Annotated in this window: 22 protein-coding genes; 18 read left to right on the top strand and 4 right to left on the bottom strand. The window is 28.4% G+C overall.

Annotation, left to right across the window (positions count from 1 at the left end; translation table 11 throughout):
* Nucleotide 1 precedes the first annotated feature (1 nt).
* From JYG23_RS04840 to JYG23_RS04820, 5 genes are all read left to right on the top strand, one after another.
* Nucleotides 2-967, top strand: coding sequence for an ABC transporter permease (locus JYG23_RS04840; RefSeq protein WP_207237420.1), 966 nt, complete (start codon nt 2-4; stop codon nt 965-967).
* Between the two features lie 18 nt (nt 968-985).
* Nucleotides 986-1,576 (top strand): thymidine kinase, encoded by a 591-nt coding sequence (locus tag JYG23_RS04835; RefSeq protein ID WP_207237419.1) that lies wholly within the window; start codon nt 986-988, stop codon nt 1,574-1,576.
* A 77-nt stretch (nt 1,577-1,653) separates the two neighbouring features.
* Nucleotides 1,654-2,520 (top strand): site-specific integrase, encoded by an 867-nt coding sequence (locus JYG23_RS04830; RefSeq protein ID WP_207237418.1) that lies wholly within the window; start codon nt 1,654-1,656, stop codon nt 2,518-2,520.
* Nucleotides 2,504-4,297 carry an ABC transporter ATP-binding protein gene (locus tag JYG23_RS04825; protein WP_207237417.1) on the top strand — a complete coding sequence of 598 codons (1,794 nt, stop codon included), beginning with the start codon at nt 2,504-2,506 and terminating at the stop codon, nt 4,295-4,297. The genes JYG23_RS04830 and JYG23_RS04825 overlap by 17 nt, the downstream gene beginning before the upstream one ends.
* Nucleotides 4,287-5,945: an ABC transporter ATP-binding protein gene (locus JYG23_RS04820; RefSeq protein ID WP_207237416.1), complete on the top strand. Its 1,659-nt coding sequence runs from the start codon at nt 4,287-4,289 to the stop codon at nt 5,943-5,945. Before JYG23_RS04825 ends, JYG23_RS04820 begins: the two co-directional genes overlap by 11 nt.
* 65 nt (nt 5,946-6,010) lie before the next feature.
* On the opposite strand, the gene JYG23_RS04815 is transcribed toward JYG23_RS04820, so the two are convergent.
* Nucleotides 6,011-7,282, bottom strand: coding sequence for an amidohydrolase family protein (locus JYG23_RS04815; RefSeq protein WP_207237415.1), 1,272 nt, complete (start codon nt 7,280-7,282; stop codon nt 6,011-6,013).
* Nucleotides 7,283-7,482: 200 nt separating this feature from the next.
* On the opposite strand from JYG23_RS04815, the gene JYG23_RS04810 reads away from it, so the two are divergent.
* The 5 genes from JYG23_RS04810 to JYG23_RS04790 all read left to right on the top strand — a co-directional run bounded on the left by JYG23_RS04810 (nt 7,483) and on the right by JYG23_RS04790 (nt 11,695).
* Complete coding sequence (locus JYG23_RS04810; protein WP_207237414.1) at nt 7,483-7,686, top strand: hypothetical protein; 204 nt, start codon at nt 7,483-7,485, stop codon at nt 7,684-7,686.
* Nucleotides 7,687-8,023: 337 nt separating this feature from the next.
* Nucleotides 8,024-8,731 carry a helix-turn-helix domain-containing protein gene (locus tag JYG23_RS04805; protein ID WP_207237413.1) on the top strand — a complete coding sequence of 236 codons (708 nt, stop codon included), beginning with the start codon at nt 8,024-8,026 and terminating at the stop codon, nt 8,729-8,731.
* A 234-nt stretch (nt 8,732-8,965) separates the two neighbouring features.
* Nucleotides 8,966-10,276 (top strand): branched-chain amino acid transport system II carrier protein, encoded by a 1,311-nt coding sequence (gene brnQ / locus JYG23_RS04800; protein WP_207237412.1) that lies wholly within the window; start codon nt 8,966-8,968, stop codon nt 10,274-10,276.
* A gap of 35 nt (nt 10,277-10,311) precedes the next feature.
* Nucleotides 10,312-11,160, top strand: a complete 849-nt coding sequence (locus JYG23_RS04795) for a fumarate hydratase (RefSeq protein ID WP_207237411.1) — start codon at nt 10,312-10,314, stop codon at nt 11,158-11,160.
* A 4-nt stretch (nt 11,161-11,164) separates the two neighbouring features.
* Nucleotides 11,165-11,695: a Fe-S-containing hydro-lyase gene (locus JYG23_RS04790; protein ID WP_207237410.1), complete on the top strand. Its 531-nt coding sequence runs from the start codon at nt 11,165-11,167 to the stop codon at nt 11,693-11,695.
* Nucleotides 11,696-11,779: 84 nt separating this feature from the next.
* Here JYG23_RS04790 and JYG23_RS04785 read toward each other — a convergent pair whose 3' ends face one another.
* Nucleotides 11,780-12,466 (bottom strand): TIGR00266 family protein, encoded by a 687-nt coding sequence (locus JYG23_RS04785; RefSeq protein WP_207237409.1) that lies wholly within the window; start codon nt 12,464-12,466, stop codon nt 11,780-11,782.
* A gap of 171 nt (nt 12,467-12,637) precedes the next feature.
* Here JYG23_RS04785 and JYG23_RS04780 point away from each other — a divergent pair, with 171 nt between their 5' ends.
* The 3 genes from JYG23_RS04780 (at nt 12,638) to JYG23_RS04770 (ending at nt 16,326) form a co-directional block, all read left to right on the top strand.
* The gene (locus JYG23_RS04780; protein WP_207237408.1) at nt 12,638-13,777 is read left to right on the top strand and encodes a DUF362 domain-containing protein; all 1,140 of its coding nucleotides are present in this window, start codon (nt 12,638-12,640) and stop codon (nt 13,775-13,777) included.
* Between the two features lie 1,244 nt (nt 13,778-15,021).
* Complete coding sequence (locus tag JYG23_RS04775) at nt 15,022-15,942, top strand: GNAT family N-acetyltransferase (RefSeq protein WP_207237407.1); 921 nt, start codon at nt 15,022-15,024, stop codon at nt 15,940-15,942.
* Nucleotides 15,943-16,023: 81 nt separating this feature from the next.
* Nucleotides 16,024-16,326, top strand: coding sequence for a DUF4176 domain-containing protein (locus JYG23_RS04770; RefSeq protein ID WP_207237406.1), 303 nt, complete (start codon nt 16,024-16,026; stop codon nt 16,324-16,326).
* A gap of 61 nt (nt 16,327-16,387) precedes the next feature.
* Here the strand turns inward: JYG23_RS04770 and JYG23_RS04765 are convergent, their stop codons facing one another.
* Nucleotides 16,388-17,230, bottom strand: a complete 843-nt coding sequence (locus JYG23_RS04765; protein ID WP_207237405.1) for a MurR/RpiR family transcriptional regulator — start codon at nt 17,228-17,230, stop codon at nt 16,388-16,390.
* A 277-nt stretch (nt 17,231-17,507) separates the two neighbouring features.
* Between JYG23_RS04765 and nhaC the strand changes: the two genes are divergently transcribed.
* The 5 genes from nhaC to JYG23_RS04740 all read left to right on the top strand — a co-directional run bounded on the left by nhaC (nt 17,508) and on the right by JYG23_RS04740 (nt 23,687).
* On the top strand, nt 17,508-18,932 hold the full coding sequence (gene nhaC, locus JYG23_RS04760; RefSeq protein WP_207237404.1) for a Na+/H+ antiporter NhaC: 1,425 nt from the start codon (nt 17,508-17,510) through the stop codon (nt 18,930-18,932).
* Between the two features lie 14 nt (nt 18,933-18,946).
* The gene (locus JYG23_RS04755) at nt 18,947-19,951 is read left to right on the top strand and encodes an asparaginase (protein WP_207237403.1); all 1,005 of its coding nucleotides are present in this window, start codon (nt 18,947-18,949) and stop codon (nt 19,949-19,951) included.
* A gap of 1,105 nt (nt 19,952-21,056) precedes the next feature.
* A complete protein-coding gene (locus tag JYG23_RS04750; protein ID WP_207237402.1) occupies nt 21,057-21,479 on the top strand; it encodes a hypothetical protein in 423 nt (140 codons plus the stop codon).
* A 278-nt stretch (nt 21,480-21,757) separates the two neighbouring features.
* Entirely contained in the window at nt 21,758-22,702 is a 945-nt protein-coding gene (locus JYG23_RS04745; RefSeq protein ID WP_207237401.1) for a hypothetical protein, read from the top strand.
* A gap of 586 nt (nt 22,703-23,288) precedes the next feature.
* Nucleotides 23,289-23,687, top strand: a complete 399-nt coding sequence (locus JYG23_RS04740) for a MerR family transcriptional regulator (protein WP_207237400.1) — start codon at nt 23,289-23,291, stop codon at nt 23,685-23,687.
* A gap of 225 nt (nt 23,688-23,912) precedes the next feature.
* Here the strand turns inward: JYG23_RS04740 and JYG23_RS04735 are convergent, their stop codons facing one another.
* Nucleotides 23,913-24,431 carry a GNAT family N-acetyltransferase gene (locus tag JYG23_RS04735; protein WP_207237399.1) on the bottom strand — a complete coding sequence of 173 codons (519 nt, stop codon included), beginning with the start codon at nt 24,429-24,431 and terminating at the stop codon, nt 23,913-23,915.
* Between the last annotated feature and the right edge of the window lie 153 nt (nt 24,432-24,584).

The following is a 24,584-nucleotide window of genomic DNA, read 5'->3' as shown; positions in this document are numbered from 1 at the left end:
TATGGATACTTTTTATTATTTGATACAAAATACTCTTCCTGTAGCTGTACCTTTATTATTAGTTGCATTAGGCGGAATGTTTTGCGAACGTAGTGGTATAATCAATATAGGTCTTGAAGGAATAATGTTGTTTGGAGCGTTTTTTGGATGTATATTTGTATATTCAATGCAAGACTCTGGTATAAATCCTCAAATGCTATTATTGTTGGCTATGATTATAGCAGCATTAGCTGGTGCTGTATTCTCATTGATGCTTGCATTTGCTTCAGTAAATATGAAGGCAGACCAAACTATCATAGGTACAGCATTAAACATGCTCGTTCCAGCAAGTGTTTTATTGTTTTCAAGGATGAAATTTAACTCTGATGGAGTTACAACAACAGTTAAGTTATTTATTAAAGAGGTACCAGGATTAAGTCAAATTCCGGTTATAGGAGACTTATTCTTTAAAAACACTTATTTGACAGTATTTATAGCAGCAGTGATTATGATTATAGCAACAATATTTTTCTATAAAACTAAGGTAGGACTTAGACTTAGAGCTTGTGGAGAGCACCCACAAGCAGCAGATAGTGTTGGTATAAATGTTCAAAAGATGAGGTATTTAGGTGTTATAATTTCTGGAGTATTGGCTGGCATTGGTGGATATTTCTATTCAGTAGGTGTAATGAGTGGTAATGCAAATGGACACACTGGTGTAGCTGGGTTTGGTTTCTTGGCATTAGCAGTTATGATATTTGGACAATGGAAACCTGTTAGAATTTTATTTGCATCTTTGTTCTTTGCATTTTTGAGAACACTTGCATATTCAATACCGCTAATTCCTTTCTTAAATAATTTAGGTATAAACAATGTATTTTATAAAATGTTACCTTATATTGCAACAATGGTTGTACTTGCATTCACTTCTAAAAAATCACGTGCACCAAAAGCAGAGGGTATACCATACGATAAGAGTGTGAGATAATAAATAGGGGAAAAATTAATGGCTAAACTTTACTTCAAATATGGTGCTATGGGTTCAAGTAAAACAGCACAAGCACTTATAACAAAATTTAACTATGAAGAACGAGATATGAAGGTTTTATTTATGAAACCTTCAATAGATAATAGAGATGGAGAAAATGTCGTTAAGTCAAGAATTGGACTTAGTGCATTAGCATTCGTTATAAGACCTGATGATAATGTATTTGATATATTTAATAAGGCAGAGGAAAAGTATGATGTTATAATAATTGATGAATGTCAGTTCTTAACAGAGAAACAGGTTGATGAACTTGCTGATATAGTAGTTTATTTCAACAAACCAGTGCTATGTTTTGGATTAAGGACAGATTTTGCTACTCATATGTTTCCTGGAAGCAAAAGATTGTTTGAAATGGCAGATTCAATACAAGAGATCAAATCAATATGCAAATGTGGTAATAAAGCTACAATCAATGCAAGATTTGACCAAAATGGAAAGATTATTTTTGAGGGTGAGCAAATTTGCTTAGGTGGCAATGATAGATACATTGCTATGTGCACAAAATGTTGGCTTAGATTAAAGCATGAAGAAGAACAAAAAAATAAATAGAAAATATAAAAAGGTCGTGATATGGTTTACGACCTTTTGTTCATAAGTTTATATTATATAACCGCAAAGGAGAATTTATGAAATATTTTGATTATATCGATGAATATATCAACTATAAAAAATTTAAGTCGCCAAGCTCTAAAAGGATGTATAAGCTTGCTCTTAAACTTTTTTATGAATTTATTTATAAAAATAACATTAAATTAGATATAGATAATTCCTATTTTTCATATATCATGGATAAATTTAAAGACTATTTGAAAGCTAGTTACACAAATGCCTCTATAAATTCATTTGTTAAGGTAATAATAAATTATTTTAATTATTTGGATATGAAAGGGTATATAGTTAACTTTCACAACAATGTTCAAACAATTGATAATAAAGTAGTTAGCAAAGACGAAATTATTTCAAAAGATGATTTTAATAAAATTATAGATTTTCTTGAACAAGAAAAGAATTATCAAAAACAGTTTTTATTTTACATAGCACTTTATACAGGTCTAAAGGCAAAATATTTGATAAAGTTAAAATATTCTGATTTTTTATATAACGAAAAAGGTAAATTTGTATTTAGAAATAAAATATTAAAAATCAATCCTTTTGATATAGAGTTACCAGAAGAAATAGAAAAAATTTATTTTAAACTGCTGGATAGTAACAATATTAATCAAAATAACGCGTATATACTATTAAATTCTTATGGACATGTATATACAGATAGATATTTGAGAAAAGTTTTTCAGGATACATGTGAAAATGCTAAAGTAAAAAAATTTACACCCAGCTGTTTTAGACATTCTGCAGTATATTATTACATAAAGCAAAATGGGTACGATAAAAGTGATGTAGCTATAAAATTTAACTGGAGTAAGGACAATTATGATAGAATGTATAAAAACTTATTTAAGGAAAGTATAAAAGAGAATGGTGGACAAAAATAAATTCAATCAAATTAAAGAACCGAATAAGCTTATTAGTTATTGGAAAAAGGAAAAGCTTGCTGTAATTTTAATAATTATTTCAGGTGTTTTTTATAATGTCGGATTATTATTAGGTCCAATTTTACAAGGAAAATTAATTGATGCTTTAATTTTAAAGGAAAGCTCTAAATACATCATTATTCTTTCATCTATATTTATAGCATCAATTGCAATTGTACAATCATTTAGATATGTAAAAAGATTTTACGTCAGAAGATTTGCAAATAATATTAGTGCAGCCATGAGAACTTTGTTATACAATAATCTATTAAATAAAACTAAATTGCAATTAGAATATGAGAGTATGGGAAGTCTAATGACTAAATCTATCTCAGATGTTGATGTTTGTGTAGAAGGAATGAGAAAATTTACAACTGAAGTATTTGATACAGGTGTATTTTTGATAGCATATATAATTTATATGTTATTTTATGACGTTAAAATTACACTAATTTCATGTTTTTTTATTCCTGTTGCAATTTTAATAGCCGAAAAGTTAAAAAAGGTTATATATAAATTTACAAGTGATTATAGAAAAAAATTAAGTAGTTTGTCTCAAACAACATATGAGCAAATTGATAATGCATTGTTATTTCGATTATATGGTCAAGAGGAAGATAATAATCAATCATATAATGAACAAATAGATAAATTAAATAAAAGTGCTGTTCTAGCACATGTTTGGGAAAACTCAATGCAACCAATATATAACGTTATTGCTATGATGGGAGTAATAATAGTGATAACTTTAGGTGGCAAAAATGTTATATATAATATTTGGACAGTTGGTCAATTCTCAAGCTTTTTAGTTATTTTTACAACTCTTGCATTCAAGGCAAGTAAAACTGCTAAATTGTTCAATTCTATACAAAAAGCAAGTGTATCATGGAAAAGAATTAAACCTTACTTAGATAATTCCAAAACTATTGACAAGACAATTTATAATAAATTTGAGCAGATAGATATAAAAATAATTGATTTGAAATTCAGTTATCCTAAGCGTTTAGAAATAATTAATAACAATGATAAGACAGTATCAAAAGACAATTCTAATTTAATTATTGATGGATTGAATTTGGATGCCTTTAAGGGACAAATAATAGGTGTTACCGGTCCTATCGCATGTGGGAAATCAACAATCGGAAGATTGTTTTTAGGAGAGTACAATTATGATGGACATATATATATCAATAACGTAGAACTAAGTAGTTTATCTGAGTTTGAACGTAGCACATTAATATCATACGTTGGGCACAATCCTAGTTTAATTACAGACACAATATATAATAATATTACTCTAGGAGAAGATGGAGGCATAGAAGAAATTTTAAAAATAGTTTGCTTGGATAATGAGATAAATGCAATGAAGAATGGAATTGATACTGTAGTTGGCAATAGTGGAGTTAGACTTAGTGGAGGTCAGCAAGCCAGAGTATCACTTGCTCGATGTTTATATCATAAAACACCGATACTTATATTGGATGACCCATTTTCAGCAGTAGATATTAAAACAGAAAATGATATTATAAGTAATATAAAATTAATCTATAAAGAACAAATAATCATATTAATTTCTCATAGATTAAAAATATTTACACAACTAGATAACATTATTTTAATTAATAATAATAAAACCTATGAGTACGGAAATCATCAAGAGCTAATTAAATCGTCATCTCTATATCATGAATTGTTTAATTTACAAGCTTCAGAGGACGGTGAAAATAATGAAAAATAATCATAGTAAAAGTGTTTCTAAGATAATTACAGGATTTTTAAAAACTCATATATTTATAACTATCAGCTTGGTTATTATTATAATAGGTGTAGTTATCATAAGTCTTGTTCCACCACAAATATTGAAGATAATCATTGATAATTATCTCCTAGTTGGTAAAACAAAAGGCTTGGCTACTATCGGACTAATATATTTTTTGACTCTATTAATAATAGGTTTACTCGATTTTGCAAAGGAATGCTTATTGACAATAAGTGGTCAAGGCATTGTAAATAATATTAGAAAAGTAATGATGGAAAAGAAAAATGTGTTGAGAGCAGAGTATTTTTCTATCAATACGACAGGTAGCATAGTATCAAGATTTACCAATGATGTAGAGACTATAGGTTCTCTATTTACCAATGGAATTATTAGTATGATTATAGATGTATTTAAGCTTATAGGTATCGTGGCTTCTATATGTATATTTAGCTATGAATTAGCACTAATGGTATTAGTTATTATACCTATCATATATTTTATAACTAGATTATTTCAAAAAAGAATGTTAGGTGCTCAGCTTGACAATAGGAAGCTTATTGCTAAAGTTAACAACCATATACCTGAAAGTGTTCAAAATATAGAAATGATAAAATCATTTTGCAAGGAAGATTATTTCGAAGAAAAATATGCACAATATATTGTTGATAGTTATAAATCTAAGGAAAAAATAAACTTCTATGACTCTGTATTTTCGCCAATAATACTAGTTATTCGTGCTATAGTAATTGCTTTGATGGTAATATTAAGCTCAGATTCATTGTCCTTATTAGGTATTTCAATAGGAATGGTTGCTGCTGCTATTGATTTAATTTCAAACATTTTTGGACCAATTGAGAACTTAGGTAAGGAGTTTCAAAGTATTCAGCAAGCTATTGCTGGTATAAAAAGAGTTAATGAATTTTTAAATGAAGAAGAGATAGTTGCTAAAAAAGAAGAATTTGAAATTGAGACAATTAAAAGCAAAGCAATAGAATTTAATCATGTTACATTTAAGTATATTGGCAGTAATGATGTTCTGAAGGATGTATCATTTGAAATAGATAAAAATCAAAGTGTAACATTTACAGGTAGAACAGGTGCAGGGAAAAGCACATTATTCAAGCTTTTGATGGGTTTATTAGAGCCTTCTGGCGGAACGATTAAGATTGGTGAAGTAAATATAAATGATATTCCAAATAGTTATAAGCGACACATATTTGGATATGTTGAGCAAAGTTTTCATTTTATAAATGGAACAATAAAGGAACAAATAAATCTAAAGGACGATAGTATTAGCTTTGAACAAATCATAAATGTCATGAAATTTGTTGGATTGCACGATTATGTTTTGAACTTAGAGCATGGATATGACACCGTAGCTCAAAAGAATATGTTTTCTCAAGGACAATGCCAGTTGCTTTCAATTGCTAGAGCAATGGTATGTGATCCACCAATTATGCTTCTTGATGAAATGACGGCTAACCTTGATTCAGATACTGAGAGATATATAATAAAAGTATTGAAAAAAGCAGGAAAAAACCGTACACTACTGTCAATATCACACAGATTATCTGAAGTTTTGCAAAGCGATAAAATTATTAGTCTAGAGAATGGCAAAATAGTATAAGATCAATATAAAAATGCTGTAGATATTTATTTTCTACAGCATTTTTTCAACTTTTATAAACCATATTATATTTTTATTTCTATTTCGTTTCCATCAATATATCTTTTAATGATATTTCTATCGTCACCACTATAGCAAAAACGTTCCAAACGTTCAAGTGATGAATAATTATCTCCATACATGTTGAAATCATCAATTATAAGCGCATTAAAATGATATCCTTTATCAAATGCTCCAACCTTGTTAAAATATCTTCCACCAGAACGTGTTGCCATAAAGAATGCTTCTTGTAAATTTACAGCCTCATACTGATTATCAAACATGTTCCTAATTTTTGAATGTTGAATTGTAGTAGCAATCATTCTAGGTATAGAAAGGCTAGTTCCACCACCAACATCGCTTCCAATTGCTAAATTAATACCTAAGTCCAGAAGTTTTTTAACAGGCATTATGCCGCCTGCATTTACATTTGATGTAGCATCAGGGCAATGTACTGCCATGCAATTTGGATTTTTCATTAGTTCTAATACATCATCATCCATGAAAATACAATGAGCCATGATAGTAGGTGTTTTACCAAGTAAATTATTTTGATTAAATATTTCTGCACCGTTTTTATAATTAGGGAACAATTCCTTGCAAATTTTCATTTCATTTACAGCTTCACACATATGCGAATGAACTGGTGCGTTGTATTTTAAAGAAACATTTCCCAAACCATTTAATAATTCTTCACTACATGTTATAGCAAATCTTGGAACTATAGAAGCAGTGACATTTTTACTTTTTTTATGCTCAATAATAAACTTTTCTGTATCTTCTATAGATTTATTTGTATCTTCTATATAAAAATCTGGACTATTTTGGTCCATATTTAGTTTGCCTGTAAAAGCATATACTCCTTTATTTTCAAGTAGTTTAAATAATATACTTGAAGCTTCATAGTGAATAGAAGGAAAGCAATTTACATGAAGCGTTCCATGACGAAGTAATTCATTGACAAATTGAGAGTATACTTCATTTGCGTGTTCTATATTTTTAAATTTTGCTTCATTTGGATATGTGTATGTATCTAACCAATCTAAAAGCTCTTTGTCCATTCCGATACCCATTTGCAGAAATTGTGGTGCATGTACGTGCATATCGCAAAATCCTGGTATAATTAGCTTGCCTTCATAGTTAATGACATTTTCATTCGGAAAATCCGGTTGTAAATCTTTTAATATATCCACTATTCTTCCATCTTGAACGATTACATATGAATTATCATAAACTATCAACGTATCTTTATCTTTACTGTATATTACATTTCCTTTATAGGCTTTTTTATTAGTCATTGTTTCTCCTTATGAAATAACATCTAAATTTTTTGCTACAACTGCTAAAAATAATTAAGCAGTATAGATATTTTATTATAAATATTTGTGTATTTCAACATAATTATTTTGCGTAAAATAGTTTTATTATGTAACATGTTGTCCTTTTTATCATATATTATTATATAATAGACTGAAAGGATGAAATAATAATGTGTGAAATGAACGATTTTGATAACTTTCAAGAACAATTAGCTGAAGAAAATTGTATGCCAAATGAGGGCATGAGAGTTTACGTAGATGGCTATGCATGTATACCAGAACATGGAATGGATAATAGAAACTGTGATTCTCGTTGTCCTTGCTGGTGTAGGAGAAGAAGATATATACGAAAAAGATTTAGAGGAGAAGTAGTACTTTATTAAATGAATAATAACTAGAAGGTAAATGAAATTTTACCTTCTTTATTTATTTTATTAGAAAAAGTATCATAAAAATGCATTAAATGATTAATATGTTATTAATTTAACTAAATAATATAAAATTAGTACTAATATATGAAAAATAGATAGTAGTTTTAGGTATTCCATAGAATATTGATTATAATAAGTATAATTTATCATTGTAATTATATGGATTTTTATATTAATTTTGTTTGACTTTATAGTGTTTTATAGCTATAATATATTTGTTGCAATCGGCAAATTGTTAATAAAATAACAATTAATAGCATATCTTAGCTATATATGGAGGAATAATATAATGAGTAATTTGACTGATTATATAGGTAATCGTATTAGGCTTTACAGAAAACAAAAAAAATTGAGTATTGAGGAATTAGCAAAAAATATAAGCAAGAGTAAATCAACAGTGTCAAAATACGAAAGTGGAAGTATAGTTATTGACATTGAGACATTATTTGATATTGCAAATGTACTTGGAATTAAAATTAATCAACTTGTAGACTATGAACAACCAAAAGAAAATGCTGTAGATGATATTAGAGGATTTTTTTCAAACAATCATTTCTATGTATATTTTTATGATGGACGTAAAAATAAGATTAATCGCTGTTACATGAAAATAAATGATTTTACATATGAGAGTAAAAGAGATGCTACACTTTATACAGGTATTGAAAGTTTTAATAATTATATTAATTGTGAAACATTATATTATGGAAAAATAGAAATACATGATATCGTTACAAATTTAACATTTGTTAACCAAGCAAATGATATTGAGAGAATAAATTTTATTGCAATAAATCCAATCAATAATGCAAGTAATGTATCTGCTTTGATGACTGGAATTTCAGGCAATCCGTTTATACCAGTTTCTATAAAATGTATTATATCTTTGAAGAGTATAAAAGAGGATAATGAGTTGATAAATGATTTAATAATAAATAAAGAAGATGTTAGATTGATGAAAAAGTATAATTTCTTTACAAATCAAAGAATTTTATAGCTTAAAATAGTATCGTATAAATATAATAATTTTGTATATTTTGACAAAATTTAATTATGGATATGTGAATTGTGATAATATTAACAAATAGTTTCCTTTTATGAAACAAAATTGGTAAATATTATATTTACAAGAAATAATATTGCATTTGTAAATATACGCCTTATATAGTAAACTAAATAAATTATAGAAAACGTTTTAATAAGTCTATTTATTTATTTGGAGGGCGTAATTATGAAAAAAAACAAAGATGCTTTAGTTATTGGTTTAGCATTGTTTGCGTTATTCTTTGGAGCTGGAAATTTAATCTTTCCTCCTTTTTTAGGAATGGCAGCAGGAAAACAATGGGTTTTAGGATTTATCATTTATTTTATATTTGATATAGGATTAGCTTTAGTTGGTATATATGCGATAACGAAAAATGGTGGAAAATTAGAAGGAGTTACTGATAAAATTGGAAAAACTCCAGCATTAATTATAAGCATTATATTGGTTATATGTATTGGACCAGCTTTTGTTATTCCTCGTACAGCAGCTACTACATTTGAAATGTTGGTAAATACAAATGTAGTATCACAGTCAAGTAATATAATATTTTCAATTATTTATTTTGGCATAGTTGTACTCCTATCCATTAGGCCGTCTAAGGTTATAGATATCGTAGGAAAGTTACTAACTCCTATATTATTTGCAGGTTTGACTTTTTTGATTGTGTATGGTATTGCGAAACCTTTAGGACCAATTAGTGATGTAGCAATGATCGATAGCGTAGTTAAGGAAGGTGTTACTACAGGTTATCAAACTATGGATGTTTTTGGTGGCTTGGTATTAGCAGGAATAATTATAGAATCAGTAGTTGCAAAAGGTTACAAAGATAAAAGATCTCAAAGTAAAGTAACGGTTAGAGCTTGTATAGTTGCAAGTGTTCTGTTATTATTTGTATATGGTGGACTTACATTTTTAGGTGCAACAGCATCTACAAAATTTGGACTAGATATAGATAGAACTTCTTTATTAGTAGCAGTAACAAATGGTTTATTAGGTAGATTGGGTTCATTGGCATTAAGCCTTATAGTATCGGTAGCATGTTTGACAACAGCAATTGGATTAACATCTTCTTGTGCTAATTATTTTGAAGAATTAACAAAGGGCAAAGTTACTTATAAAGTTTTAGTTATTTTAAGCACAGTTATAAGCTTCTTGATAGCAAATTTAGGTTTAAATAAAATCATTGCTATTGCGGCACCAATATTGAATTTAACGTATCCTATAGTATTAACAATGATAGCGTTGTCGCTTAGCTCAAAACATAAAAATAAGTTTGTAAATTATGGAGCAGTATTTGGAGCTTTTTTAATAAGTTTTTTAAGTGTTATTAATAGCTTTGGAATAGATATAGAATTTATCAAATCACTACCATTGTTTGAATATGAATTACATTGGATTATTCCAGCTATATTGGGCGGTGTAATAGGTGGTATGTTCGGTGAATTTCTTAAGGCTGGCCGTTCTGATGATTCAAAGAAAAAGGTTAAAGCTAATTAATTTTGAAGTATCTAAATAATTGATTAGGAGATACTATGAAGCAAATAAATACAATCTTAATTGAAGAAAAGGTTAAAGAGTTGTTATTAGAAGCAAATTATTCAATTGGGAACGATGTATTAGACAGTATAAATAAAGGTATTGAATTAGAAACTAAAGAATTACCAAAATTGGTTTTACAAAAAATAATTGAAAATGATGATATTGCTGAGAATGAGCGTATACCAATGTGTCAAGATACAGGTATGGCAGTTATATTTTTAGAAATAGGTCAAGGTGTTATTTTAACGGGTAAAAGCTTATATGATGCAATAAATGGTGGAGTAGAGAAAGCCTATACAAAAGGATATCTTCGAATGTCAGTAGTGGATGATCCTTTGTTCGAAAGAAAAAATACAAACAAAAACACTCCAGCAATTATTTATACAGATATAGTTGATGGTGATGAGATTAAAATAACAGTAGCTCCAAAGGGATTTGGCAGCGAGAATATGAGTGCTATAAAAATGCTTAAACCAGCAGACGGAGTAGATGGTGTCAAAGATTTTGTTGTTGAAACTGTAAAAAAAGCAGGACCTAATCCTTGCCCTCCTATTATTGTTGGAGTTGGAATTGGTGGAACATTTGAAAAAGCAGCGTACCTAGCGAAAAAAGCATTAACAAGAGAAATAGGGTGTCATAATTTAAATCAAAGCTATGAAAGTCTAGAAAGAGAGATTCTTTTGTTAGTAAATGAATTAAATATTGGACCGGCAGGACTTGGTGGAAAAACTACAGCATTAGGTGTTAATATTGAGTATTTTCCAACTCATATAGCTGGGTTACCAGTAGCTGTAAATATTTGTTGTCATGCATATAGACACAAATCAGGAATAGTGAGGTAATAAAATGAAAGATATTGATATTAGTTTACCATTAACAGATGAAGTAGTGAAAAATTTAAATGTTGGTGATAGTGTATTGCTTACGGGGTATATATATACAGGCAGAGATGCGGCACATGAGAGACTTATACAACTTTTAAATGAAAATAAAGAATTACCTTTTGATGTTGAAAATCAAACAATATACTATGTTGGTCCGGCACCAGCAAAGCCAGGATATCCAATTGGACCTGCGGGTCCTACTACATCATATAGGATGGATCCTTATGCACCTAAATTGCTTGAAAGAGGATTAAAAGGCATGATTGGAAAAGGACTTCGTTCTAAGGAAGTTATTGAATCAATTAAGAAATATAATTGTGTATACTTTGCTGCTATAGGCGGAACTGCTGCTTTGATTTCTAAGTCAATTAAATCAAAAGAAGTTATTTGCTATGAAGATTTAGGTACTGAAGCTATTCATAAACTTTATGTGGAGAATTTTCCGGCAATAGTAGTTATCGATAGTAAAGGGAACAATCTTTATGATAGATAGTTTGATGTTCTAATAGTATGTAAATAAAATAAAGCGTATTGATTTAATATCAAATACGCTTTATTTATATTTATTATATATTTTTTATCTTTTGTTTGTAGATGGCAAATATGGAATAAGTGTATTAGCAACAGAATTGATTGGCATAGTTTGTAGAATTATATGTCCTGGGCCAGTTATAACAGTATTGAAAACACCCTCGCCACCAAATACCATGTTCTTAATTCCTGGAACGGTTTGAATTTCCATAGAACAGGTTGCTGACATTGCTGCAAGGTATCCGGTATCGATTATCATAGACTGACCAGCAGTCAAATCATATTCTACTGCATGACCATCTATTTCTAAAAATGCTATACCATTTCCAGATAATTTTTGCATGATAAATCCTTCACCACCAAAGAAACCAGCACCTAGTTTTTTCTTGAAGTGAACTGATAATTCAACACTTTCCTCACTTGCTAAAAAAGCTGATTTTTGTACAATTAGCGGGTTTGATGGAGTAATGTTAAATGCTTTAATTGTTCCTGGAAAACTTGAAGCAAAAGCAATCATTCCAGCGCCATCTATTGCAGTATACTTGTTCTGAAAAAGTGCTTCACCAGAAAACATTCTGCCCAATGCTTTACCAATGCCACCATTACTAGTAGTATCCATTTTCATGTTTGGACTCATCCAACACATAGAGCCTCTTTCTGTTATCAGTGTTTGATTTGCTTCTACATCGCAAACTACAACTGGTAGAGTGTCACCTAAAATATTATATTTCATATTATATACCTCTTTATTTTTTATTGATTATGTATTAAATTATACCATTACTATTATTATTTGTAAATATTTGTATTATATAAATCTGCAAAAAAACTTGACATATTTTTGCTTTGATTAGACAGCTTTTAAGTGTTAAAATAGACATATAGAAATATAAGGAGTAAAATTATGTCTAAAATTTGTGCAGTTGATGCAAGTAGTTATGAGATTAATACAGTACAAAAAGCAATAGATAGATTGTTTGAAATAATTGAATTGAATAGTTTAGTAAAACCAAATTATAAAGTTTTAATAAAACCAAATCTTCTTATGAAGAGAAAGCCTGCAGAAGCAACAACTACTCATCCAACTATAATATTGGCTATAGTTAATAGACTAAAGGCTCTTGGTGTCGATAATATTGTTATAGCAGATAGTCCAGCTGGATTATACACTAAGCAAGCTTTGAAAGATATTTACAAGGTATGTGGTATGCAAGATGTATCTATCAAATCAGGTGCTAAATTAAATACTAATGTAGAATATGATACAAAGTATATAAAAGAAGGAAAGGCATGTAAGACTTTTAATATTATAAAACCAATTCATGATGCAGATTTTATAATTTCAGTTGGAAAGGTTAAAACTCATGGAATGACTACGATGTCGGGAGCAGTTAAAAATATTTTTGGTAGTATACCTGGACTTCAGAAGCCAGAAATGCATTGTAGATTTAACGTACTTGACCAATTTAGCGAAATGCTTGTAGATTTAGCTCTTTGTGTAAAGCCAAATATTTCAATCATGGATGGAATTGTTTGTATGGAGGGGGATGGACCTTCTGGTGGTACACCAAAAACATGTAATTTTATTGCAGGTTCTCAAAATCCTTTTGAGTTGGATGTTTTTTTGGCTAAAAAGATTGGACTTGAGCCAAAATCTGTACCAACGATTGTAGCATCTAGTGAAAGGGGACTTTGTGATATTAGTGGTAATGATTTAGACTTTATTGGTGATGAGGATGCGCTTAAACCTATAAATGATTTTAAATTACCTAAAAGTGTTAGTGTTGATTTTGTAAATTTTGTACCAAAAATATTTAGGAGACCTTCTAATTTTGTTCTTAATAAATTTCTTGTGTCAAGACCTGTTATTAATACTGATAAATGTGTTGGATGTGGAAAGTGTGCTGAAAGCTGTCCGCAGAATACTATAGAAATTATAAATGGGAAGGCTGTTATTGACTATAGAAAATGCATAAAATGTTTTTGTTGTCATGAAATGTGCCCAGTGAAAGCAATAGACATGAAAAGAAGACTAAACATTTAGCTATGCTTTGTAGCTTTTGTTATGGCTATGCTCTGTGGTCTTGATATAGCTAACCTCTGCGGTCTTGTTATGGCTTGATTTTTCAGACTTGTTTGCTATCCTTTGATGTCCTTAAAATGGAAAGAATAATTTTCTTTCTCAAGCTGTGTTACGCATTGAGAATTGTAACTGCAGCTCTACTCACAAAAGCCAAAACTCGCTTCGCACTTGAGCCTAGCTAAAGGGTAAGCTTCGCTCAAACAGTTGGCTTAAAACGTTCGTTTCGCTTTGTACAATTCTTGACAATGCTCCACAAGGATTAGAAATTAAATTATTCTTTTTTTGTTTGCTAGAACGTCTTTGTGGCGTTTTATTTTTTTTAGCTGTGCTCTGAGGGTTTGTGTGGCTATACTCTGGGGCTTGTTATGGCTAGTTTCTGAGGTTATTGTTATGGATAACTTGTGAGGTCATTGCTATGGCTTGCTTTCTCAGATTTTGTGTTATCCTTTGATGTCCTAAAATGGAAAGAATATTTTCTTTCTCAAGCTGTGTTACGCATTGAGAATTGTAACTACAGCTTCACTCACATAAGCCAAAACTCGCTTCGCCTAGAGCCTAGCTTAAAAGTAAGCTTCGCTCAAACAGTTGGCTTAAAACGTTCGTTTCGCTTTGTACAATTCTTGACAATGCTCCACAAGGCTTAGAAATTAAAGTATTCTTTTGCTTGGCTAGAGCGTCTTTGGGGCGTTCTATTTTTGTTTAGATATGCCCTGATGGCATTGCTATAGCTAGTCTCTGTTGTTTTGCTAGGGCTTGGCTATGTTAGACTTTTTTGTTATTCTTTGATGTCTTTAAAATGGAAAGAATAATTTTCTTTCTCAAGCTGTGTTACGCATTGAGAATTGTAACTGCGGCTTCATTCACATAAGCCAAAACTCGCTTCGCCTAGAGCCTAGCTAAATAGTAAGCTTCGCTCAAACAGTTGGCTTAAAACGTTCGTTTCGCTTTGTACAATTCTTGACAATGCTCCACAAGGCTTAGAAATTAAATTATTCTTTTTTGTTTAGAACGTTTTTGTGGCGTTCTATTTTTGTTTAGCTATGCCCTGGGGGTTTGTTGTGGTTAGTCTCTGAGGTCTTGTCATTGCATAACAAATATTAAAATGTTACAATAATACCATATGTATACAAAATAATTTTTGCATATGACGTAATACAAGGGGATAGCTTTTTGCTATGATTTTATGATACTTGGAGGTATTTATCATGAATAGAAAGTGGTCAAAAAATTTAAAAAAGTATGATTTATGTGATGGTTACAGTATTGAGCAGGCGGATAGTAAGGAGTATTCGATTTACTTTGCTGTATACGAAGTATTTAGTGGAAATGTATGGTTTAGACAGAGTTTTCAAATGAGTTCTTCTATTTTATTAGATTATGAAGGGTGTTTTTGGATTAAAAAGAATGGTTATAGAATAGGTGGAGTTTTGCTAGAGCCCAATTATATGAATTGTTTAGTTTTAGAACCACCGTATAACGAATACGATATTATTATATCTAAGTTAAAAAGTTTACTATTATGCTGGTCAGATAAAAAACAACCAATTTGCGTAGGCACAGTTAAACCAGATAGAATTGAGCATTATCAAAGAAATGGTTTTAAAGCAATAGAGACAAGAAGATGTATGATAAGGCCTACTGAAGAATTCGAAATAAATTGGGATAATAAATATAGAATTACTAAAGTTACAGAAGAAAGCAAGAGTGATATCAGTAAGTTATTTGCAGAATCATTTACTGATATGAATGAAGACTGTGAAGAAACAAAATTAGAAATACAAAATAAATCAGTACAATTTTATTTGGATGAAAATTTGGAAAATACCATAGTAAATAAAGCATCAGTACTAATTTATGATAATGATACAAATGAACTTGTTGGAGCATGTTTAATATCAATTTGGGAAGAATGGCCAAATGTGTATGAACTAGCAGTAAAACCGTCTTTTCAAAATAGAGGATTAGCTACAAATATGTTGAAATTTGCACTATCTTCATTAAAAAAAGACTATCCAGTGATTAGACTATTTGTAACATTAGGAAATGATGCAGAAATGGTATATCACAAAATGGGATTTTTAGCAGGTATAGAAACTATAGAAATGATTTTACCAGCAACTGATTAGAAATCTTAGAAAATCAATGTAAAAAGGTGGTGAAAAATTTGAAAAATGTTGATATTTTACAAAAAGAAAGGATACATTTGCATGAAAAAAATTAAATTATTTATTACAATAATAATGTTAATGTTTTTATGTTCATGTTCTAATAACAGTAAACAAAATGAAATTGAATTACAAGATGAAATAAAAATAGGAGATGTAGTTATTTTACATGGAATAAGTAAAGAAGTAATCGTTGTAGGTAAAAACGTAGTATTATTAGATAGTAATACCAATTATGAATATTTAGGATATTTTTACGAATATGGTTTTCAAGGTGATGAAGGAAATATTTTTTTTAATAAACTAGATATAGAAAAAATTTATCCTGTATATTATAAAAAATAACTAATAATCAATTAATTATTTAATAAAAAGACCAATAATTTGTTGGTCTTTTTTATTATAATTATAGATAGGTATCTTTTTCTCCTATTATTAAAGCCATAGCAGACGTCAATAAGTTTATCATTGATATAGGTACAGTAAGAGAGTTCCTAAATATTATAGTTTTAGAGTTACAAACGAGAATATGTTTTGAAAATTTAGATACAGGGCAATTCTTATCGTCAGTAATTAAAATAATATCACAATTTTTTTCTCTAACAGTTTCTGCTATACTATCGTTACAATAATAATAGTTAGGAAATGCAAAAAATATGCAAATATCATTTTCATCTATATGTTTTAGAACTTGTTGAACAATTTTCATATCTGCGAGATCAACTATTACTGGATTAAATTGCATTAGCAATAATCGGCATTCTAATGTTTTAGCAAGTATTTTAGAACTGTCATGTGCAAATAGATATATAATGCGTTTGCTAGCTATTTCTTCAGCAACTTCTAAAATATAATTAGAATCAAAATTTTGGAGAAAATCTTGCATTTTTTTTGATTCGTTATCACACATAGTATTTATTAGAGAAGCATTATCTTCTTCATTAGAAAAATTAATTGTATATGATGATGTAGATAATTTATTTACTAATGTTAAATTATAATTCCTGAATTCCTTTTTTAAAGTTACAAAATTAGTAAGACCTATTTTTTGAGTGAATTTTAATATTGTAACTTCTGAACAACCTATTTTTTTGCTAAGTTCAGAAAGCGTTATATAGCAGATATCAGAAGGATTTTCTTTCAAGTAATTTGCTATTATTTTTTGTTTATTAGTTAAAACATTGTATTTTTTATTTATTGTTTCTATAATATTCATAAATTTATCCTTTTCTATTTCTTTATAACTCATATTATTTGCGACATTAGTTTGCATGTATTTATTTATTTTGCTAGATTATGTATATAACAAAATAATAATTATTATTAAAGTAAAAACACTTAATATTATAAAAATATCTTAAATAGTATGTTTATTACTTTACTTATCTTAAAAAATATAGTATAATTTGTATAAATTAAAGTAAACACTTTAATTAGTTGCTGCAGCACTATTGTAAAACCTATACTTATTATATAATATTATCATACATAAGTACAGTGAAAATTCTATTTCAAGGAGATATTTAATGAAAACTAAAGAAAAGAAAACACCATCGTTTGCGTTTTCTCTTATGACATTGTTGGCTTTAGCTACATTCTTAATTGTCATGATAAGAGCATTTGGGGCACCACTTAATGTGGCTATGTTTATAGCTTGGATTTTTATAAGTTTGTTATCAATTAAATTAGGGTTTACTTATAGAGAGTTGGAAAACGTAGCCCTAGATACAATTAGGAGAAGTTTATCATCTGTTGTAATTATGCTTGCTGTTGGTGCATTAATAGGTGTGTTTATAGCAGCAGGTACAGTACCAACAATTATTTTTTATGGTATGAAAATAATTAGTGCAAAATATTATCTTGTAACAACATTATTATTATGTGCAATAGTATCAATGTTTACAGGTACTTCTTGGGGTACTATAGGAACGGTTGGTGTAGCTTTATTAGGAATAGGCGAAGGTCTAGGAATTCCTTTGGGTATGATTGCAGGAGCTATTATCAGTGGTTCTTGGTTTGGTGATAAATTATCACCATTATCTGATACTACAAACTTTGCAGCAGGAGTTATGGGAATTGATGTAATGGTTCACGTTAAACATATGCTTTATTCTACAATACCAGCACTAATAACATCAGCAATTATTTTCTTGTTCTTAGGATTCAGAATTTCTGGAGCTGAGGCAGATTTCACACTAATGAATCAAATTTCAGACGGATTAGCAGCAAATTTCCATATTGGATTAATAACGTTAGTACCGATGATTATAGTTGTTACAATGTTATTAAGGAAACAATCAGCTGTTGTTTCAATATTATCTGGTGTTATAGCGGCAATATTTATAGCTATATTCTATCAGGGATTAGATCCAAAAACAGTATTAACTTCTTTTATGAAAGGTTATAATCAACCATTTGAACAAGCTTACTTGTGTAAGTTATTAAATCGTGGTGGTATGAATTGTATGAATAGTACTGTTCAAGCTGTTATATTTACAACAGGTATAGGTGGTATGATTAGAGAAATTGGTATAATTAAAGTATTAGTTTCAAAATTCTCTAGTAAAATCAAAACTGTTGGTGGTTTGGTTGCAAGTGCAATAGGCGTTAGTTATTTATCAATTGGTATAACAGGATCACATTGTTTCTCAGCTATCATGGTACAATCAACTATGCTTGATTTATATAGACAGAGAGGTTTGAAACCAGAAAACCTATCTAGAATTTGTGAAGATTGTGGTACTATAGGTGTTACAATTATTCCTTGGGGAGTAACTGCAATATTTATAATAAATACTTTAAATATTCCATTTGCAACATATTTCCCTTTTGCATTTTTCTGTTTCTTATGTCCAATATTCTCATTATTATGTGGAATAACAGGCATAGGTATGGCTAAGTATACAGATGAAGAAATGCAAGAATTTAGGGAACAAGGACTTATAAATTAGAAAGGACAAATAAATTGGAAAAATTAGTAAATACATATAGAAGTGAGTTGTTAGACCTTTTTACAACAGGTTCAATAGCAGTAGTAGATTTACACAATAACTTATTATATTACGCAGGTAATCCTGATAAAGTATCATATGCTCGTTCATCTGCAAAATTAATGCAAGCAATGGTACCAGTAGCATGTGGAGCAACTAAAGAATATAATTATACAGAACAAGAAATTGCACAAATATGCGCATCACATTCTGGAGAAGAAATTCATGTTAATACTGTAAGAAGTATTTTAAAGAAAATAGGATTGGATGAAAGTTATCTACAATGTGGACCACATTATCCATTTAAAGAAGATGTAGCTCAGAATATGAAAGATAATGGTATAAAACCTTTAGATATTCATAATAATTGTAGTGGAAAACATACTGGTATGCTTACTACTGTAAAATATATGAATGAAGATTTAGATACATATTATAAAACTGAGCACCCTCATCAAAAAAGAATAATTGATATGATAGGTAGAATTTGTAATTATGATCCTAAAAAAATCATAATTGGACTTGATGGATGTGGAGTTCCAGTTCATGCAATGCCTTTAAGAACATTTGCATATGGTATGGCAAGAATGGGGGACCCATCAACATTAGATAAAGATTTACAAGAGTCTGCTAAAACTGTAATTAATGCAGTAATGAAATATCCTTTAAATACTTCTGGATCAGATAGAATTGATTATAAAATTATTAGTAAGTATCCAGGAAAAGTAGTTGTAAAATCTGGTGCTAATGGATATTTTGCAGGATGCTTGCCTGATAGAGGAATAGGTTTTGCAATTAAGACTAATGATGGATTATCAAAAATGAGAAATGTTGCATTGATTGAATTATTACATCAAATTGGTTTAATACCAGAAGAAGATTTAGCTTACTTTGATGCTGAATATAAGCCTAAAGATTATAATCATAAAGGTGAGTTTGTAGGGTCTAGTGAAGCATGTTTTAAATTAAAAACTGTTTAGCAAAGATAGTTTAAAAAATATAGCCTAAATTATATTATTAATTTTTTATACCCTGTGAGAATGAAGCACATTATTTCTGTGTTCGTCTTGCAGGGTATATTTTATTAAGTTGTAGCTAGTCTCTGAGGTCTTGCTATGGCTAGTTTTTTTAGGCTTGTTTGCTATCCTTTGAGGTCCTTAAAATGGAAAGAATAATTTTCTTTCTCAAGCTGTGTTACGCATTGAGAATTGTAACTGCAGTTTCACTCACATAAGCCAAAACTCGCTCTGTCCTAGAGTTTAGCTAAAGGGTAAGCTTCGCTCAAACAGTTGGCTTAAAACGTTCGTTTCGCTTTGTACAATTCTTGACAATGCTCCACAAGGTTTAAAAATTAAATTATTCTTTTGCTTGGTTAGAACGTCTATGAGGGGGTATGTTTTTGGTTAGCTATGCTTCTTAGTCATTGCTTTGGTTAGTCTCTGTAGTTTATGCTATGGATAGTTTTTATAAAGGAAGAAGTAATTTGTTTGTAATAATAATTTATAAATTTATATAAATTATGTTAATATAAAAAATAGTATAATAATAAATATTTTACCAGTTGAATAAATAACAATAATGAATAAAACTACTGAAAAATTAATGATTGTTATTAGTTTTTTTAAAAATATAAAATATTTAAAATAACTGGTAAAAAAATTAAAAAATGTTGATATTTAAACAAAATTGCCTGAAAACACAATTTAAGAATGGCTATTTTGCTATGGTTGAACCTTAACATGAGATGTATTTAAATTTTATTTTCCTAAATGTTATCTCGAAAAGAACGTATATTTTTGTACCGAAGTTTACACTATGGCTTGAATTGTGCAATGTGACTTCAAATTTTAGAAAGATAGCATTTAATTTATTATTTGTAAACATATACAAAAATAGTGTAATCTCATATGGTAGTCAAACCGAGATGTTGACTTAACAACTTGCCAGGTGAAAATATATTTAATGTAATGTCAGAAATAAGAAATGGAGTTAGGTTAAAGGTATATCCTTTAATACCATAATAAATTAGAATTGAGCACACTACCTTTATATGGTATAATTTGCACATAAAGGTGGTGCGTTGTTATGAAAAAACATATTATAAGTTTAATTATTATTTGTAATATTATTTTATTTGTTTTTAGTATAATTATTTTAGTAAATAATTCAAAGCCTGAGATAATTGAATATACTTACATAGAAAATTTCAATAGGAATAAGGGTATTAAAACCGATGATTGGCAAGAATATGTTTATGACAAAACATTTGTTAATATGACTAAAGAAGATATAATTAATTTGTTAGGCGAACCTTTAATAATAATGACGAAACAAACAAATAATCATTTATTTGAAATACTAGACTATATGCCTAGCTATGGAAACTCTCCACCAGAACAAGATTCCACACATATAGAAATTAATATTACTGATAACTTAGTTATAGATTATAGAGTTGACTGCATGACAGGTTTTTTTCCTGAATATTTAAAAGACTATTTTGAATAATAGGTTTGAGAATAATGTAATCTCATATGGTAGTCAAACAAAAACAAACAAATTGAGAGCTTACAAGAAGAAAATATAAAACTTGTAAATGCTTTAGAAAATACAACCCTATCTTTACATGCAAGTCAAGCATTATAAGCAAAAGGCATACAGCTTTTGACTTCAAGTGATGATGAAGAACAATCAAAGGAAATTGAGAAGAAAAAGAGCTTTTTCAGTAAGTTTAGAAAATAAAATACTTATAAATTTATTTTTATATTATTAAAGAGGGGGGTAATATGTGTAAATCACTAAAAACAATACTTGTTTTAAGTTGTATTATATTAATTTTAGGAGTTATGGGAATTCTAATTTTATATATTTTCAACAAAGATTCAAATGATACACTTATTTTTATGTCAAAAAATACAACAATAGAAAATTTAAAAAGTACAATAAAACAACTAGAAGAAAAGAATGAATTTCTTTCAAAAGAGTTAGAAACTACACAACTACGTTTTAAAAATGAATTAGCGGCAACAAAATTTCAAAATGAAAAGGAAAAAATAATAGAGGATACTTTTAATTGGATACAAAATCATAATTGGAATAAAGTTACTTTAACTAATTCGAGTGGTACTACTATAGATATAACAGATAGTGATATTGTAAAAGATCCTTTTTATTTCAATATGTTAAGAACTTTTGAATTCGAATATTATATGACTAGTAAAATTTCTAAAGCATATAAATATACGTTTTACTTTGATGATTTTTCAAAAGAAATAACATTATCCAATGGAGGATTTGTACATGAAGCTTATATGTGTAAAAATATATATTTATATAATGTAGCTGAAGCATTACTTCCATTACAAGATGAATTAAATAATAATATTTATACTGTTAAACAAATGTTGTTAAATTCTAAATTCTTTTCTTATAAACATATGAATGGAAATAGTGCTATTGTTTCATATTCACAAATAAGATATATTATTTTAGAAATATTGCCAAAAGATACTGTAAAAATAGATAAATTACCTGATAATATAAACGAACCTACAATAAATATTAAATGTTATTATCAAGGTAAAAAAGCATATTTAAAAGCATATTCATATAATAATATTGAGGATTATTATATAGAGCTTTCCTATGAAGAAAATAAAGAATTTTATAAATTAATAGATGATGAAACACCTATGTCACTTTTAAATATATTCAGTGCTGGTTTTGAATAAAACCATATTCATTTTAAAACATATAGACATAACCTTATTATTTTGTATATTGCCATTGTAAAAAAACTTTTCAATAAAACTCACATCATTCTCTTTTAGTTTGAGAATAATGTAATCTCATATGGTAGTCAAACAAAGCATGAATGTTAATCTGAACGATTACACGAAATAGTTAGAGAATGTGCATTATATTTAACTCAGAAACTTTTAGATAAAAAAATATCTACTTAATTTTGTCTTTGCAAATACAATAACAATATGGTTATGTCTAACAGGTATACTGACAGTTAAAATATTTGATTTTACAAATAAAAAATAATTATATTACAGAGGTAGTATATGAGAAAAAACACTATCATAATTATTATATTAATTTTAGTCATTATTTCTTTTATTATTTATAAAGCTGAACTAAAACCCATAGAATTTGATGAAGATTCAATAACATAGAACAATAGTATATTTATATTGTTTAAGAATAGTGTAATTTCATATGGTAGTCAAACTTAAGAAAAAAGAACTGTTATAGATTTTATATTGACATGGAGTCAACTCCATGCTTTATAATATACTTAGAGGTGATATTATGAAAGTAAGTGAATTTTCAAGCAAGTGTTGTATTTCTATAGATACAGTAAGGTACTATGAGAAATTAGGATTGATTCATCCAATGAAATTGAAAAATGGCATTAAAAGTTATGATAATGATGATTTAGAAAAAGTTAAAATAATTATTATGCTAAAAAAATTAAATTTATCTTTGAGTGATATTAAAAAGTTATTTAACTTAGATGAGATTTATGATAATGTCGGAAATGATACTGATAAAAAAATATGTATTATGAAAAGTGCTGAATCTATGCTAAAAAAAGCATATAATGAATTATTAGTTACAGAAAACCAATTAGTAATAGCAAAAAATCTATTAGAAAAATCTATAAATAAAATTGACAAGTCTTTAGAACATGTAACAGACTTACCATGAGAATTATATGTAACCTAATAAGATAAAGCGTAGACCGTTTACGTCATATGATATAACAAAAATATTTACATTGCATACTTTTTCAAAAATTCTATATAATTTCTTTATAGCTTAATGATATTATCTTTTATCTATGTTAAAAATAATGTTGATGGTTATTCATTTTTAAAGGAAGTCATTTTAAGACTTCCCTTAATTAATATTATAGGAATAAAGTGAATTAAGTTAGTTGTTTATTAATGTAATACTATATTTATACAGATACTCATTTTCTTCTTCATCAAAAATAGTTCCTAATAATTTCCCATTATTCTTTTCTATAATTTTCTTTGAGGCTGTATTGTTTATATTACAAGTTAAAATTACATCTTCTATTCCTATCTTTATAGCATTTTCCAATGCCAGTTTTAAAATCTGAAAACCATAGCCTCTATTTCTACAATCTGGTGATATATCATAACCTATGTGACCAGCACATTCTATCTCTTGATGTCTAATTCTCACTACTCCTACAACATCTTTTTTATCAATTAACCAGAAGGTTGAAGTTATAACCTCTCCTTGAGGTAGGTCTTTTACCTCGGAATAATTGTGCAAATCGCTTAAATAATCTTGGAAATTTTCTAATGCTTTTTTATATTTATTAAAGTAATGTTTATCATTTGTTTTTTTGTAGGCTAAAGCATAATTTTCAAAACTCTTTTGATATATTTTATTAGGCTCAACTAAAAATAAATCTTTCATAAATTATCCTCCGTTATATATATACGCTTCGCAATAGTTTACTATGTCCCTTTATTTCAGTATACTGGATAATAATTCAATTTTCAAGTATTTAACACTATTATATAAATATTACTTTTCCTTAAAAAATTTCCTAAAAAAGTCTCGTCAACT

The sequence above is a fragment of the Sedimentibacter sp. zth1 genome, assembly GCF_017352195.1.
GTDB lineage: Bacteria > Bacillota > Clostridia > Tissierellales > Sedimentibacteraceae > UBA1535.
This window is presented reverse-complemented; position numbering and strand designations above follow the sequence as displayed.

What these genes read in the sequence shown, in the direction of transcription:
- JYG23_RS04745 (WP_207237401.1), top strand. Translation starts at nt 21,758, where the DNA reads ATGTGTAAATCACTAAAAACAATACTTGTTTTAAGTTGTATTATATTA.
- JYG23_RS04790 (WP_207237410.1), top strand. Translation starts at nt 11,165, where the DNA reads ATGAAAGATATTGATATTAGTTTACCATTAACAGATGAAGTAGTGAAA.
- JYG23_RS04765 (WP_207237405.1), bottom strand. Translation starts at nt 17,230, where the DNA reads ATGAGTTATAAAGAAATAGAAAAGGATAAATTTATGAATATTATAGAA.
- JYG23_RS04830 (WP_207237418.1), top strand. Translation starts at nt 1,654, where the DNA reads ATGAAATATTTTGATTATATCGATGAATATATCAACTATAAAAAATTT.
- JYG23_RS04750 (WP_207237402.1), top strand. Translation starts at nt 21,057, where the DNA reads ATGAAAAAACATATTATAAGTTTAATTATTATTTGTAATATTATTTTA.
- JYG23_RS04785 (WP_207237409.1), bottom strand. Translation starts at nt 12,466, where the DNA reads ATGAAATATAATATTTTAGGTGACACTCTACCAGTTGTAGTTTGCGAT.
- JYG23_RS04740 (WP_207237400.1), top strand. Translation starts at nt 23,289, where the DNA reads ATGAAAGTAAGTGAATTTTCAAGCAAGTGTTGTATTTCTATAGATACA.
- JYG23_RS04810 (WP_207237414.1), top strand. Translation starts at nt 7,483, where the DNA reads ATGAACGATTTTGATAACTTTCAAGAACAATTAGCTGAAGAAAATTGT.
- JYG23_RS04825 (WP_207237417.1), top strand. Translation starts at nt 2,504, where the DNA reads ATGGTGGACAAAAATAAATTCAATCAAATTAAAGAACCGAATAAGCTT.
- JYG23_RS04770 (WP_207237406.1), top strand. Translation starts at nt 16,024, where the DNA reads ATGAAAAAAATTAAATTATTTATTACAATAATAATGTTAATGTTTTTA.
- nhaC (WP_207237404.1), top strand. Translation starts at nt 17,508, where the DNA reads ATGAAAACTAAAGAAAAGAAAACACCATCGTTTGCGTTTTCTCTTATG.
- JYG23_RS04795 (WP_207237411.1), top strand. Translation starts at nt 10,312, where the DNA reads ATGAAGCAAATAAATACAATCTTAATTGAAGAAAAGGTTAAAGAGTTG.
- JYG23_RS04835 (WP_207237419.1), top strand. Translation starts at nt 986, where the DNA reads ATGGCTAAACTTTACTTCAAATATGGTGCTATGGGTTCAAGTAAAACA.
- JYG23_RS04805 (WP_207237413.1), top strand. Translation starts at nt 8,024, where the DNA reads ATGAGTAATTTGACTGATTATATAGGTAATCGTATTAGGCTTTACAGA.
- JYG23_RS04780 (WP_207237408.1), top strand. Translation starts at nt 12,638, where the DNA reads ATGTCTAAAATTTGTGCAGTTGATGCAAGTAGTTATGAGATTAATACA.
- JYG23_RS04815 (WP_207237415.1), bottom strand. Translation starts at nt 7,282, where the DNA reads ATGACTAATAAAAAAGCCTATAAAGGAAATGTAATATACAGTAAAGAT.
- JYG23_RS04820 (WP_207237416.1), top strand. Translation starts at nt 4,287, where the DNA reads ATGAAAAATAATCATAGTAAAAGTGTTTCTAAGATAATTACAGGATTT.
- JYG23_RS04735 (WP_207237399.1), bottom strand. Translation starts at nt 24,431, where the DNA reads ATGAAAGATTTATTTTTAGTTGAGCCTAATAAAATATATCAAAAGAGT.
- JYG23_RS04840 (WP_207237420.1), top strand. Translation starts at nt 2, where the DNA reads ATGGATACTTTTTATTATTTGATACAAAATACTCTTCCTGTAGCTGTA.
- JYG23_RS04775 (WP_207237407.1), top strand. Translation starts at nt 15,022, where the DNA reads ATGAATAGAAAGTGGTCAAAAAATTTAAAAAAGTATGATTTATGTGAT.
- brnQ (WP_207237412.1), top strand. Translation starts at nt 8,966, where the DNA reads ATGAAAAAAAACAAAGATGCTTTAGTTATTGGTTTAGCATTGTTTGCG.